This window comes from Pseudomonas sp. efr-133-TYG-23 (assembly GCF_030209215.1).
GTDB lineage: Bacteria > Pseudomonadota > Gammaproteobacteria > Pseudomonadales > Pseudomonadaceae > Aquipseudomonas > Aquipseudomonas rhodesiae.
On sequence record NZ_JARVSL010000018.1, the window covers coordinates 147,834 to 161,785 of the forward strand.

At 62.2% G+C, this 13,952-nt stretch carries 11 protein-coding genes and 1 riboswitch; of the genes, 6 read left to right on the top strand and 5 right to left on the bottom strand.

The window, feature by feature from the left end; all coding sequences use genetic code 11:
* Positions 1-18: 18 nt before the first annotated feature.
* Positions 19-124: riboswitch (TPP riboswitch) on the bottom strand.
* Between the two features lie 194 nt (positions 125-318).
* Entirely contained in the window at positions 319-1,758 is a 1,440-nt protein-coding gene (locus QRN41_RS12310) for a TolC family outer membrane protein (protein ID WP_034095577.1), read from the top strand.
* A gap of 139 nt (positions 1,759-1,897) precedes the next feature.
* On the opposite strand, the gene waaA is transcribed toward QRN41_RS12310, so the two are convergent.
* Together waaA and QRN41_RS12320 are read right to left on the bottom strand one after the other, a co-directional pair.
* Complete coding sequence (gene waaA, locus QRN41_RS12315) at positions 1,898-3,175, bottom strand: lipid IV(A) 3-deoxy-D-manno-octulosonic acid transferase (RefSeq protein ID WP_167416787.1); 1,278 nt, start codon at positions 3,173-3,175, stop codon at positions 1,898-1,900.
* Between the two features lie 23 nt (positions 3,176-3,198).
* Positions 3,199-4,089, bottom strand: coding sequence for a LysR family transcriptional regulator (locus QRN41_RS12320; protein ID WP_034095575.1), 891 nt, complete (start codon positions 4,087-4,089; stop codon positions 3,199-3,201).
* A gap of 101 nt (positions 4,090-4,190) precedes the next feature.
* On the opposite strand from QRN41_RS12320, the gene QRN41_RS12325 reads away from it, so the two are divergent.
* From QRN41_RS12325 to QRN41_RS12340, 4 genes are all read left to right on the top strand, one after another.
* Positions 4,191-4,526, top strand: coding sequence for a DMT family transporter (locus QRN41_RS12325; protein ID WP_034095574.1), 336 nt, complete (start codon positions 4,191-4,193; stop codon positions 4,524-4,526).
* Positions 4,527-4,608: 82 nt separating this feature from the next.
* Positions 4,609-5,778 carry an NAD(P)/FAD-dependent oxidoreductase gene (locus QRN41_RS12330; protein WP_040265851.1) on the top strand — a complete coding sequence of 390 codons (1,170 nt, stop codon included), beginning with the start codon at positions 4,609-4,611 and terminating at the stop codon, positions 5,776-5,778.
* On the top strand, positions 5,775-6,587 hold the full coding sequence (locus QRN41_RS12335; RefSeq protein ID WP_167416786.1) for an aldo/keto reductase: 813 nt from the start codon (positions 5,775-5,777) through the stop codon (positions 6,585-6,587). Before QRN41_RS12330 ends, QRN41_RS12335 begins: the two co-directional genes overlap by 4 nt.
* Positions 6,588-6,628: 41 nt before the next feature.
* The gene (locus QRN41_RS12340; protein WP_167416785.1) at positions 6,629-7,597 is read left to right on the top strand and encodes a metal ABC transporter ATPase; all 969 of its coding nucleotides are present in this window, start codon (positions 6,629-6,631) and stop codon (positions 7,595-7,597) included.
* A 29-nt stretch (positions 7,598-7,626) separates the two neighbouring features.
* Here QRN41_RS12340 and pgnE read toward each other — a convergent pair whose 3' ends face one another.
* The 3 genes from pgnE to msbA form a co-directional block, all read right to left on the bottom strand.
* Entirely contained in the window at positions 7,627-8,562 is a 936-nt protein-coding gene (pgnE, locus tag QRN41_RS12345) for a UDP-N-acetylglucosamine epimerase PgnE (protein ID WP_167416784.1), read from the bottom strand.
* A complete protein-coding gene (hldE, locus tag QRN41_RS12350; protein WP_034095569.1) occupies positions 8,555-9,979 on the bottom strand; it encodes a bifunctional D-glycero-beta-D-manno-heptose-7-phosphate kinase/D-glycero-beta-D-manno-heptose 1-phosphate adenylyltransferase HldE in 1,425 nt (474 codons plus the stop codon). Before hldE ends, pgnE begins: the two co-directional genes overlap by 8 nt.
* A gap of 136 nt (positions 9,980-10,115) precedes the next feature.
* Positions 10,116-11,921 carry a lipid A export permease/ATP-binding protein MsbA gene (gene msbA / locus QRN41_RS12355; protein ID WP_034136630.1) on the bottom strand — a complete coding sequence of 602 codons (1,806 nt, stop codon included), beginning with the start codon at positions 11,919-11,921 and terminating at the stop codon, positions 10,116-10,118.
* A gap of 157 nt (positions 11,922-12,078) precedes the next feature.
* Here msbA and QRN41_RS12360 point away from each other — a divergent pair, with 157 nt between their 5' ends.
* Entirely contained in the window at positions 12,079-13,932 is a 1,854-nt protein-coding gene (locus tag QRN41_RS12360) for a bifunctional O-antigen ligase/aminoglycoside phosphotransferase family protein (RefSeq protein ID WP_167416783.1), read from the top strand.
* Positions 13,933-13,952 lie beyond the last annotated feature (20 nt).

Consider the following 13,952-nt stretch of genomic DNA (forward strand, 5'->3'; position numbering starts at 1 on the left):
CACAAGAGGACTCGCCGGGTGACGAGAAATCTTGTTCCCTACGCAGGCGCTAACCTGATCAGGTTCAACGGGATCCGGTATTTACCGATCTCAGCCTTCCAACAAGGCACCCCGACAAGAACGCGGCCAGTCTAGACCATGGAATGGGCAAATTGCCAATGGTGCTGCTTTCAGCGTGATGAATGGCATGATTGCAGGATTGTTGCGTCGGGTCGGCGCCACTACACTCGGCTACTGCCCAAGGCTTGACGCTCTGAAACAGCCGCCGTAGCCTTGGCCGTCGAATTATCACCGTAATATTTATTCAGGGATCGCCTCATGCTGCGCAAACTCTCACTGGCTATTGCCGTGTCTTGTGCGACCAACGGAATGGTCTGGGCAGCTGAAGCGCCCTTGTCCGCCAGAACCGACCTGGTCAGCGTCTATCAGGAAGCGGTGGATAACAACGCCGACCTGGCCGCCGCCCGCGCCCAATACGGCGCGCAAAAAGAAGTGGTGCCTCAGGCCCGCGCCGGCTTGCTGCCGAACCTCTCCGGCGGCGCCGACATCAACAATGTACGCACCCAGATCGACACACCGGCCGCCACCGCCAACCGCGATGCCCACTCCTGGCGCGCGACCCTCAGCCAGCCGCTGTTCCGCGCCGACCGTTGGTTCCAGTTGCAGGCGGCTGAAGCCACCAATGAACAGGCAGCGCTGCAACTGTCGGCCACCGAACAGAACCTGATTCTGCAGAGCGCAGAGAACTACTTCGCCGTGCTGCGCGCCCAGGACAACCTGGCCTCGACCAAGGCCGAAGAGAACGCCTTCAAACGCCAACTTGATCAGTCAAACGAGCGCTTCGACGTGGGCCTGTCGGACAAGACCGACGTGCTGCAATCCCAAGCCAGCTACGACACCGCGCGGGCCAACCGGATTCTGGCGCAGCGTCAGGTAGAAGATGCGTTTGAAGCATTGATCACCCTGACCAACCGTCAGTACAACTCGATCCAGGGCATTGTCCACACGCTGCCGGTGTTGCCGCCGCTGCCGAACGACGCCAAGGCCTGGGTCGAGACCGCTGGGCGCCAGAACCTCAACCTGCTGGCCAGCAACTATGCTGTCACCGCCGCCGAGGAAGTCCTCAAGCAGCGCAAGGCCGGTCACGCGCCAACCTTGGACGCGGTGGCGCAATACGAAAAAGGCGATAACGATGCGCTGGGGTTCAGCAACCCGAATGCCTTCGGCACGCCCTATCGCGGCGATGTGGAACAACGCACCATCGGCCTGCGCCTGAATATCCCGATCTACAGCGGCGGCCTGACCAGCTCGCAGGTCCGCGAGTCGTACTCGCGCCTGGGCCAGACCGAGCAGCAACGCGAAGGCTTGCGCCGCCAGGTGGTGGAAAACACACGCAACCTGCACCGCGCGGTTAACACTGATGTGGAACAGGTACAGGCGCGCCGCCAGTCGATCATCTCCAACCAGAGCGCGGTGGAAGCCACGGAAATCGGCTATCAGGTGGGTACGCGCAATATCGTCGACGTGCTCGACGCCCAGCGCCAGCTCTATGCCTCCGTACGCAACTACAACAACAGCCGCTACGACTACATCCTCGACAACCTGCGTTTGAAGCAGGCCGCGGGCACGTTGAACCCTGGGGATCTGCAGGACCTGGCGCGCTACCTCAAGGCTGACTACAACCCGGACCGCGACTTCCTGCCGCCGGACCTGGCCAAGGCCGCCGCCGAACAGCTCAAGGCCCGCCCGAATAATTAATCACGCTGCTAAATCATGTGTGAGGGGCTTGATCATGCGGGAGGGGCGGTGCAACGATTCGACTTGCCCCCGATAGCGCAAGACAGCCAACACTATTTGGCCTGACAGATCGTCATCAAGGGCAATCCCCTTTCGCCCTTTAAATCGCGATCAATCGGCCCAGACCATTGAGCAAGCGCTCAAGCGCGCCCTGGTTGGCCTGCATCACCTTGAGCCCCGCCTGCGCCATCTTGCGGGCATCCTGGGGTAGCTCGAACAACTGCCGCACGGCTTCGGCCAACCCTTCGGCGTCATCCACTTCGCGCAACGCACCGGCTTCGCGCATCATCGCGGTGATTTCCAGGAAGTTGAACACATGCGGCCCCATGATCACCGGCAGCGCCAACGCTGCCGGCTCCAATGGGTTGTGCCCTCCGGTCGCCACCAGGCTACCGCCGACGAAAGCACTGTCGGCCAGGGCGTACAGAAACAGCAACTCCCCCATGGTGTCGCCCAGCAGCACCGACGTCTGCGCCGTGACGGGCTCGCCGCTGGAGCGCCGAACCGTGGCGAAGCCTTGCTGCTGGCATAGATCGAACATCGGCCCGAAGCGTTCCTGATGGCGCGGCACCAGGATCAACAGCGCATTGGGGTAGCTGTCGAGCAGTTGACGATGGGCGGCAAGTACCACTTCATCTTCGCCGGCGTGGGTGCTGGCGGCGATCCACACCGGCCGCTCAGTGGCACCCCATTGCGCACGCAGCGCGGCGGCGCGGGCCGGCAACTGCGGGTCGATGGTCAGGTCGAACTTGATCGAACCGGTCACTTCCACGGTCTCGGGGCGTGCGCCCAGGCTCAGGAAACGCTGGGCCTCGGCCTGCGTCTGCACCGCAAGCAGGCTCATCTCGGACAACATCGGTGCGGTCAACTTGGCGAAGCGCCCATAGCCCTTGGCCGAACGCGCCGACAGCCGCGCATTGGCCAGCGCCACCGGAATGCCGCGCTGGGCGCAGGCGTGAATATGGTTGGGCCACAGCTCGGTTTCCATGATCACCGCCAGTTTCGGCTGCACGCGATTCAGAAAACGCTTGGCCGCGCACGGCACGTCATAGGGCAAATAGCAGTGCTGGATGCGCGGCTCGTTGGCGAACAGGGCCTGGATACGCTCGGAGCCGGTGGGCGTCATGCAGGTGAGCGTGATCGGCAAGTCCGGATAACGCGCCAGCAACCCGCGCACCATGGGCGCAGCCGCGATGCTTTCGCCCACCGAGACGGCGTGCACCCAGATCCCGTCCGGCTGCATCGCCGGCAAACCGTAGGAAAACCGCTCGCCCACGCGCTGGGCATAGGCCGGCGCCTTGCGTGCGCGCAGCCACAGACGTAAAGCCACCAATGGCAGCGCCAGGTAAAACAGGCAGGTGTAGAGAGTTCTATTCATGGCGGCGGAGTTTATCGGCTTTTTCAGTCAATCGCCCGCAGGCACTCGGCAAAACGTTCAGCGAGAAATCTCGCGGCGGGCCCCAGGGGTTCATCGCGCCGCCAGACCAGCTCCACCACCAGCGCCGGCGGAGTCCATTCACTGTCGAGTTCGACCATCAGGTTCTGATACGCGGGGTATTGCACCACGTGCCGGGGCAGCCAGGCCCAACCCAGGCCACGGATCAGCCATTCGGCCAGCACGTAGAAGCTGTCGGCCCGCCAGACCTGCGGGCTGGCGGCTTCACTGCCGGGGTAGACACTGGTCTGGGTCGACATCAGCAACTGACGGTATTGCGCCAGGCCCTGACAATCCACACGATTCTGCGCCGCCAGCGGGTGGTGGCGCCCGCAGACCGTGACCATCTCCACACTGCCCACCACGCGGCGCTCCAGCGCTTCGGGGATTTGATCGTGATAGAACAGCATGCCCAGGTCAGCCTTGCGCTCCACCAATTTGCGTGCGACATCGCCCTGGGCTGCACTGGAAAGCTGCACTTCCAGATTGGGAAATTGCCCGGCCAAGGCGTCCAGGCTGTCGAGCACTGGCTGGTACAGCATGGCCTCGTCCTGAGCCAGGCGCAGGCAGGCTTCTTCGCCGCGCATCAATGACAAGGCACGACCGTTAAGGCGTTCGCACTGGCGCAACACTTCCCGGGCCTCTTCGAGCAACACAGCGCCGGCTTCGGTCAGCCGCGGCTGGCGGCCGCTGCTGCGCTCGAACAAGCTCACGCCCAGGTCAGCCTCCAGCATTGCAATCCCACTGCTGACCGCCGACTGCGCCTTGCGCTGCCCCCGCGCCACCGCCGAAAAAGAACGCTGCTCGGCAACGTTCACAAATAGGCGCATTTGTTCCAGATTCCATTGAACGCTCATGGAGCAACCTATCTCTCATACTGATAGGTAATGACTTTACCCCATCTAAGCAGCCGCTAAAATGCCGGCCTATTGACCCGCCCTACGCCGAGGATTGACCTATGAATGCCGCCTACTGCTACCTGGCCATCGCCATCTGCTCGGAAGTGATCGCTACGGTATCCATGAAAGCCATTAAGGGCTGGAGCACGCCGATCCCACTGCTGTTGGTGATTGTCGGCTACGGCGTGGCGTTCTGGATGCTGACCCTGGTGGTGCGCACGGTGCCGGTGGGCGTGGCCTATGCCGTGTGGGCCGGGATGGGGATCGTGATGGTCAGCGTTGCGGCGCTGTTTATCTACGGGCAGAAGCTCGACCTGCCTGCGATGCTGGGCATGGGCCTGATTGTGCTGGGGGTGGTGGTGATTCAGCTGTTCTCGAAAACGGCTGGGCATTGAGTCGCGGCCAACGTGTCGCACTGATGAGGCAGCGCAGCGCGCTATACTAGGCGCCCATTTCCAACGCAGAGGTCCCGCGCGCATGCCTATTTCCACCGACGTTCTGATTGTCGGCGCCGGGGTTGCCGGCCTCTGGCTCAACGCGCGCCTGCGCCGCCAGGGGTTTTCCACGGTGCTGGTGGAAAGCGCCACCCTCGGCGGCGGACAAAGTGTGAAGTCCCAGGGGATCATTCACGGCGGCGCTAAATACGCCCTGCACGGCGCCCTCACCGGCGCCTCCGAAGCCATCGCCGACATGCCGCGCCGCTGGCGCGAGGCCCTGGCCGGCAGCGGCGAGCTGGACCTGTCCGGGGTGCGCGTACTGTCCCAGGCGCACTACCTGTGGTCCCCCGGCACCCTCGCCGGCAATCTCACCAGCTTCTTCGCCAGCAAGGCTGTGCGTGGCCGTGTGGATCAGGTCAAAGGCGACGATTTGCCGCCGGCTCTGCAAGACAAGCGCTTCAAAGGCAAGGTCTATCGCCTGGCCGAACTGGTGGTGGACGTGCCCAGTGTGATCGAGCGCCTGGCACAACTGGGCGGTGACAGCCTGCTCGCCGGGCAGCACATCGAACCGCTGCAGGACGGTGGCACCTTGGTGGGCCTGAAGGTGGACGGCCGCGAGATTCGCGCCCAACGCATCGTATTGAGCGCGGGCGCCGGCACTGCCGACTTGCTCAGTGCCCTGGGCTTGAGCCAGCCGGCCATGCAGACGCGGCCACTGCATATGATCCTCGCCAAGGGCCCCGGCCTGAAGCCGCTGTATGCCCATTGCCTGGGCGGCGGCACCAAGCCGCGCCTGACCATCACCACGCACCCGGCCGCCAATGGCGAATGGGTGTGGTACATGGGCGGCGACATCGCCGAGGCCGATGGCGTGGCGCGCACACCGGAAGCACAAATCGCCACAGCACAGAAAGAGCTGGCGCATTTGCTGCCGTGGATCGACATGCACCAGACCCGCTGGGCCACCCTGCGAGTCGACCGTGCGGAGCCGCTGCAGTCGGGCCTGAGCCGTCCCGATAACGCTTTCCTCGCCGAACAGGGCCGCCTGCTGGTGGGCTGGCCGACCAAATTGGCCCTGGCGCCAGATTTCGCCGACCGCGTGCTGCACAGCCTGGAACGCGATGGCATCCAGCCAGGCCCCACGCAACCGCTGCCGGAGTTGCCCAAACCCGCCCTCGGCGTACCCGTCTGGGAGACCCTGTTGCCATGAGCCTGCCGACCCTGCACGACCTGCATCGCCCGCTGGGCAACACCGGCCTGCTTGTTTCGCCGCTGGGCCTGGGCACCGTCAAACTGGGGCGCGATCAAGGGGTGAAATACCCCAACGGCTTTCAGATTCCAGGGGATGACGAGGCGCGCATGCTGTTGCGCCAGGCTCGCGAGCTGGGGATCAACCTGATCGACACCGCGCCGGCCTATGGCATGAGTGAAGAACGCCTGGGGCCGATGTTGCGTGGTCAGCGCCAGGACTGGGTGATCGTCAGCAAGGTGGGTGAAGAGTTCGAAGCGGGTGTCTCCCGTCACGATTTCAGTGCAGCGCATACGCGCATGTCGATAGAACGCAGCTTGAAACGACTTGAAACGGATTTTATCGACCTGGTACTGGTGCATTCCGACGGCAACGACTTGCAGATCCTCAACGACTGCGAGGTGTACCAGACCCTGGCGCAGCTCAAGCAAGAGGGCAAGATTCGCGGTTTCGGTTTCTCCGGCAAAACCGTCGAAGGCGGCTTGAAGGCCCTGGAGCAAGGCGACTGCGCGATGGTCACCTACAATCTGAACGAACAGGCAGAGAAAGCCGTCATTGATTATGCAGCGACCCACGGCAAGGGCATCCTGGTCAAAAAAGCCTTGGCCAGCGGCCATGTCTGCCTGGAACCCGGAATGGATCCAATACGCGCCAGTTTCACGTTGTTGTTTGCGCAAACGGGCGTCGCCAGTGCTATTGTCGGGACCATTAACCCGCTGCACCTGGCCCATAACGTGGCGACCGCTGCCCAGGTCATTCGTCAACGCTGATGCCGCCCACGCGGCCGACCCCGTCGCAAGAAGGAGCCGACATGCCGCGCACGCTCATAAGAAAAAACCCCAGCAACTTCAAGACACTGCCGCTGCACGTTGAAGCCACCCCCGAAGGCCTGAGTTACCAGAGCGTCGGCATGCCGCTCAATTTCGCCCAGACCCTGCAACGGCGCAAACCGGTGGATGTGCCGGACGCCGAGCGCTTCGCGGTGGAGCTGGCCAACCTTGGGGTCTCGGTGCGTCTGACCTTGCACTGGCAGAACCGCGATTATTGGGTGCTGGTGCGCCAGCGCCGCCAGGACCGGGGCGACGTGGTGCTCAAGCTGATTTCCGGCTACGTCCCGGCTCACGAATTGAACCTGCCGCTGCACACCGCCATCCAGGAAATCGCCGAAGAGTGCCTACTGGAAACCCCCGAAGGCTGGCTCGGCGGGCGCTTCAACGATACCTGGCTGCCGGCGCCCTACTCCGCCGCCCTGCATTACCGCGAGGCGCTGCCGTTTCGCCTCAGCCCATTGTCCGGCGCCGCGCGCCCGGTCCGCTGCGCCACCACCCAGTTGATCGAACGCCCACGGGCCTATGTGCACCTGCCCACCGCCTCGCTGCAATTGATTTACGACCTGCGCCTGGAAGTGCCCAAGGAAGCCAAGTCCCTGAGCCTGTTCCATGTGGATGAGCGCCTGGAAGGCGACCAGCTGGTGGCGCGCCTTAACCGACAACGCCCTGACCTGTACCTGATGCCGCTCAAGGACGGCCAGCCCTTGGCCGAGCTGTACACAGTCAAGAAAGACCAACTGCACCCGGCCAGCACACGGGGCCTGTTCCTGGCGGAGAGCTTCGCCCAGCAGGACGGCTGGGTGGTGCGAGAAGAGCGGATTCGCTGGAAGGATTGGCTGCGCCAGCAGGGGCTGGCGCAGCCGGAGAAAGAATCGAAACTCAAACGCCTGACCGGCAAAGCGCGGCGGATGCTGGGCAAGATTGTGCCGAGGAAAAAGGCCAGCCGCTAATCAAGCAATTAGCGTACTGGCCACAGGATTCAGCCGTTAAGCAGGCGCTGCAAACCGACCTTCAACGGCGTGGGTTCAGGCAGGGTGAAGCTGGCCAGCAACCGCTGGTTGTTCGCCCGCGAATGTCGGATATCTCCCGAACGCGCCGGCCCGTAAGTCACGGCGGGCAACGAGCCCACCGCTTCTTCCAATGCCTGCAAGACCTGCTTGAGGGTGGTGGTGCGGTTCCAGCCCACGTTGATCGCACCCAGCGGCGCATCCGGCGCTTCGATGGCCTGCACCAATACGTCCACCAGGTCTTCCACGTACATGAAATCGCGAGTCTGCTCGCCATCACCGAACACGCTGATGGGCAGGCCCTGCTGGGCACGTTCGCAGAAGATGCTGATTACACCGGAGTACGGCGAGGACGGGTCCTGACGCGGCCCGAAGATATTGAAGAAACGGAACATCACCGGCTCCAGACCATGCTGGCGACGGTAGAAATCAAAGTAGTATTCGCCGGCCAACTTGTCGGACGCGTAGGGCGTCAGCGGCGCCTTGGTGGTCTCTTCGTCGATCGAGGCCCCTTCGCCATTGTTGCCATACACCGCCGCGCTGGACGCAAACACCACGCGTTTGACCCCGGCCTTGCGCATGGCTTCGCACACATTCAAGGTGCCGACGAAATTGCTCTGGTGCGTGCTGACCGGGTCGTCCACCGAGGCCTGCACCGAGGCCACGGCGGCCAGGTGTACGACCGCCGTCGCGCCGAGGGCAGCCTGACCCACCAGTTCGGCGTCGGCCACATCGCCTTCGAGCAGCTCCACGCGCGGATTGTGCAGGGGCAGGTTGCTGCGTTTGCCGGTGGACAGATTATCCAGCACCCGCACGGCATAGCCTTTGGCAAGCAGTGCATCGACCAGGTGCGAGCCGATAAAGCCCGCGCCCCCGGTGATCAAAACCAACGGTTCAGCCTTATTCATTGTTGCGGATCTTCTCGACGATTGCCGTGGTCGAGCTGTTCTCCACCAGGCCCAGCACTTTGACCGTACCGCCGTAGGCGCTGACGATATCGGCGCCGACCACCTGGTCGACGGAGTAGTCGCCGCCCTTGACCAGCACATCGGGTTTGACCTGGGCCAACAGATTTTCAGGGGTCGCTTCAGGGAAGCTGATCACCCAGTCCACCGCGCCCAAACCGGCCAGGACCGCCATGCGCCGGTCGACGCTATTGATCGGACGGCCGGGGCCCTTCAGACGGCTGACCGACGCATCGTCATTGACCGCGACGATCAGACGATCGCCTTGGGCGCGGGCTTGCTCCAGGTACGTCACATGACCAGCGTGGAGGATGTCGAAGCAGCCGTTGGTGAACACAATGCTTTCGTTGTGGGCACGGGCGTCATCAATCGCCAGCAACAATTGCTCGATGCTCAGCACACCTCGCTCCGAGCCTTCGGAACGCTGGATCGCGCGACGCAATTCCGGAGCACTGATGGCCGCGGTGCCCAACTTGCCGACCACGATGCCCGCCGCCAGATTGGCCAGGGCCACCGCGTGGGGCAGTTCTTCGCCAGCGGCGATGGACGCGGCCAGGGTGGAAATCACTGTGTCGCCGGCGCCGGTGACATCGAACACTTCACGGGCCCGCGCCGGCAGGTGCATCGCCGGGTGGCCGGGGCGCAGCAGGGTCATGCCGTGCTCGCCACGGGTGACCAGCAAGGCGCCCAGATCAAGGTCGGCCATCAGCGTGGCGCCCTTGCTCACCAAGTCGTGCTCATCGGCACAACCGCCGACGATAGCTTCGAACTCGCTGAGATTCGGCGTGATCAGGCTGGCACCTCGATAAATCGAGAAGTCCTTGCCCTTGGGATCGGCCAATACGGGGATGCCCTTGGCTTTGGCGGCCTGGATCAGCATTTGGTGGTTCTTCAACGCGCCTTTGCCGTAGTCGGACAGCACCAGCACCTTGATGCCTTCGAGCAGTTCGTCGACCTGACCGCTGAGGGCCAGGGCGTCGGTGGCGAAGGGCTCTTCGAAATCGATTCGCAGCAACTGCTGGTGACGGCTCATGACCCGCAGCTTGACGATGGTCGGCTGATGGGCGATGCGCTGGAACAGCGCACGCACGCCGGCACCGCGCAGGCTGTTGGCCAGGCTGTCGGCGGCTTCATCGTCGCCGGTCACACCGACCAGCGAGGCCGGAGCGCCGAGGGCGGCAATATTGAGGGCAACGTTGGCAGCGCCACCTGGACGGTCTTCGATTTGCTCGACCTTGACTACCGGTACCGGTGCCTCAGGGGAAATCCGTGAGGTACCACCATGCCAGTAACGGTCGAGCATGACATCGCCGACCACCAAGACAGGGGCTTGATCGAATCGCGGCATGGACAACTTCATGGAGCAACCCACATACAAAATGAACAGGGGCGCGATATTAGCACAGGGTTACAGCAGGCTTGTGGGGGGTGTGACAGAAGATGGTATGGCGAGGGAGCGCACTCCCCCGCCATCGTCAGCCGTAGCGCAGGCGGGCTTAAGTGATATCCGCCGAGACCGGGGCATCCAGGCCCATGGCATGCAGACGGGCGTAATAGCCGTTCTGGGCCAGCAACTCGGCATGGGTGCCACGCTCGACGATCCGACCGTCGTCCATCACCAGAATCAAGTCGGCCTTCTCGATGGTGGACAGACGATGGGCGATCACCAGGGTGGTGCGGCCCTGCATGACTTTATCCAGCGCGCCCTGGATATGCCGTTCCGATTCGGTGTCGAGGGCCGATGTGGCCTCGTCCAGAATCAGCAGCGGCGCGTTCTTCAACAAGGCACGGGCAATTGCCAGACGCTGGCGCTGGCCGCCTGACAGCAGCACACCGTTTTCACCCACCTGGGTATCAAAGCCTTTGGGCAACTGATCGATGAAGTCCTTGGCATAGGCGTCCGCCGCCGCCGCTTCAACATCGGCCCGGGGCGCGCCGGCCAGATCGCCGTAGGCGATGTTGTTGGTGACGGTGTCGCTGAACAGGGTTACGTGCTGGGTCACCTGGGCGATGTGCTTGCGCAGGTTGAGCAGTTTGTAATCTTCGATCTCTACGCCGTCGAGCAGGATTTCACCGCTTTCATGGTGATAGAAACGCGGGATCAGGCTGGCCAGCGTCGATTTGCCGCTGCCGGAACGCCCCACCAGGGCGATCATCTGCCCAGGCTCGGCGGTAAAGCTGATGTCCTTGAGCACATGGCGATCGGTGCCTGGGTAAGTGAAGTTCAGCTGACGCACTTCCAGGCGGCCGCTGACCTTGTCACGCTCGACAGTACCGCGGTCGACTTCCGGTGTTTCGTCGAGCTGTTCGAAAATACTTTCGGCACCGGCCACGCCTTTCTGGATGGTCGAGCTGACTTCCGACAGCTGGCGGATCGGCTTGGGCAACAGACCGGCCAAGGTGATGTAAGCCACCATATCGCCCGCCGACGCATCGCCACGCAGGTACAGCACCAGGAACATCAACACGGCCATGGCGGTGTAGATCACCAGTTGCAGCGCCGGTGTATAGATGGCTCCGGTGCGGGTCATGCGCAGTTGCTTGTCGGTATTGCTCTGGCTGGCCTTGAGGAAACGCTTCTCCTCGTAGACTTCGCCGCCGAAGCTGCGCACGACGCGATAGCCCTGGATGGTCTCCGAAGCCACATGGGTCACATCGCCCATGGCGACTTGGATCTTCTTGCTCTGCTTGCGGAATTTCTTGCTGGCCGTGCTGACCATCACCGCGATCAACGGCAGGATGGCGATCATCACCAATGTCAGGCGCCAGTTCATGAACAGCAGGGAGGCGAACAGGAAGATCACTGTCATGCCTTCGCGGATTACCACCTTGATCGCGTCTGTCGCCGCACCGGTGACCATGGTCACGTTAAAGGTGATGCGAGAGATCAGGTGCCCGGAGTTGTGGTTGTCGAAGTAGCGGTTGGGCAGCGTCAACAGGTTGTTGAACAACTGCACCCGCAGGTCGTGAACCAGCCCCAGAGAGACCTTGGCCAACAGGTAGTTACCCAGGAAAGACCCCAGGCCCTGCCAGGCCGCGATCAAAATGATCAACAGCGGCACAGCCTGCAGCAATTGCAGGTCACGCAGGTATGGCACTGTTGGGAACAGCACCGCTTCTGGGTTGGAGAGGCCGTCGACAAAATATTTAAGGATGTAACCCAGCATCGGCTGGGTCGACGCGAAAATCAGAAATCCGACGATACTCAACGCGAACAAGCCCGCGTAGGGCCTCACGTAACTGAGCAGGCGGAAATATATTTTCAAGCTCGAAGGGCTTGCGCTCGGACTGGAGTCGGTCATATCACGCGGCGTTTTAAAAAAGGAGGCTGACTTTAGCACAGCTTCTCTGTTGTACTTGCACCCGGCATGACCCAACACCCGGCCGGCCTCAATCGGCGACATTATATAGCCACTACTTTAAGATGGTCGGCTTTCTCTTTCTGGAATGGCTTTCTGTATGCACTCCAACCGCCTCAGCTATGGCGCAAATCGCGTTTTCGACTTCCTGGTTCTATGGATTCTACCCATAGGTTTATTACTGCTTTTAAGTTCGCTGTTCTTCGTGACCAACCGCAATGTGCTGCACAAGTTCTACTACGGACTTTTCAGCGCGCCGACCTTGCTGTTGCTGTGCCTGCGCCCCAGGGAAATCAAGGAGCTGTTGCGCGAGCCGCTGGTGATCGCGTTTCTGGTGTTTTGTGCGTGGGCGTTGACCACGCTGCTCTGGAGCCCGCAACCCACGGTGGATTCCGACCTGTTCAAGCGACCGCTGCACACATTCATGCTGTTTGCCGGCTGTGGGCTGCTGCTGCATTACCGCAACGACATGTTCAAACCGATCTTCTTCAGTGCGGCGGTAATTGCGCTGATCGTCTGCCTGGCCAACCTGATTGCGTTCGCCAAAGGCTTCGAGCCGAGCATGCGCATGATCGGCGGTCGCGGCGCCCTCGATAACCCGCTGCTCAGCTCCCACGTATTCGGCTTCTTCTGCATCTACTGGCTGTACATCTGCATAACCGCCCAGCGGTTGCGAGTACTGTGGTTCAGCGCTCCCGCGCTGGCGGTGATGACGCTCGCGGTATTGGCGACCGGCTCACGCACCCCGCTGGTTGCCCTGACATTGGCAGCCTTCTGGATCGCCTTCGTGCGACGTAATCGCCGTTCGGCAATGATGATCGCCACGCTGGTACTGGGCGCTGCGGCGCTTTTGCTGTTTTATCCCGAGGCGATTACCGAACGAGGCAGTTCGTACCGTCTTGAATTGTGGAGCATGACGCTACACCGCATCGCGGAACACCCGTGGATCGGCCACAGTTTCAACTCGGATCTGTCGCTGGTCGTGGACGCTTACGAGCTGTACGAACCTCACAGTTTTGCCCTCGGCGTGCTCTATTACGTCGGCATCATCGGGTTCATCCCATGGATCTTCATGCTGGGCTGGGGGCTGTACATAGGCTTCAAGGAACGCGCACAACCGCTGTTCCTGCTGACATCGGCCCTATTGGCGTACGGCATCGGCGCCGGCTTGACCGAAGGTGGCGGCATCCTGTCGCGCCCTAAGGAACACTGGTTCCTGCTGTGGATCCCCCTGGCGCTGATCGCCGGCCTGAGCATTGCACAGCGCCGTCGCAGTCTGCTGGGTATGGCGGTGCAGACACCTGCCCCACAGGCGTTCGAAGCGCTATCCAAAGGCGCGCAGGTGATAGAAGAGGACGGTCTCGGCCCCAAAGTATTGCGCCTGGAGGACGGCAGTTTCCTCAAACTGTTCAGGGCTCGGCGCTGGTATACCTCCGGCGGGTTCAACCCCTACTCCCAGCGCTTCGCCACCAACAGCCAACATCTGCAGCAACTGGGCATTGCTGCGCCACGCATTCTCGATGTGTATAGCTTGCGCGATGGCAGCAGTGCTGTGCGCTATCAGCCCCTGACCGGCTTGACGGTACGCCAGGCCCTGCAAAGCCTCGACAGCGGCGTTCGAGAAGCGCTGGTGGAGCGACTAGGCCGATTCATGGCCGTGTTGCATGAGCGCGGCGTTTATTTCCGCTCCCTGCATTTGGGCAATGTATTGCTCTTGGAGGACGGTGAGTTCGGGCTTATAGACCTGGCCGACATGCGCATCTACCCGTCAGCGCTTCGCAGCGCCCTGCGACAGCGTAACTTGAAGCACATGCAACGCTATCCGCAGGACCGTAACTGGCTATTCGACACGCACTTCGAACCATTGGTCAGCGGCTACGCATCGGTTGCATCGGCACACGCCACTGGCAAAATCCGCGAACAGGTGCTGACGCTCACTCGCCCCGCGACTTGAGGCCCTAGCAAGAGGCGCCT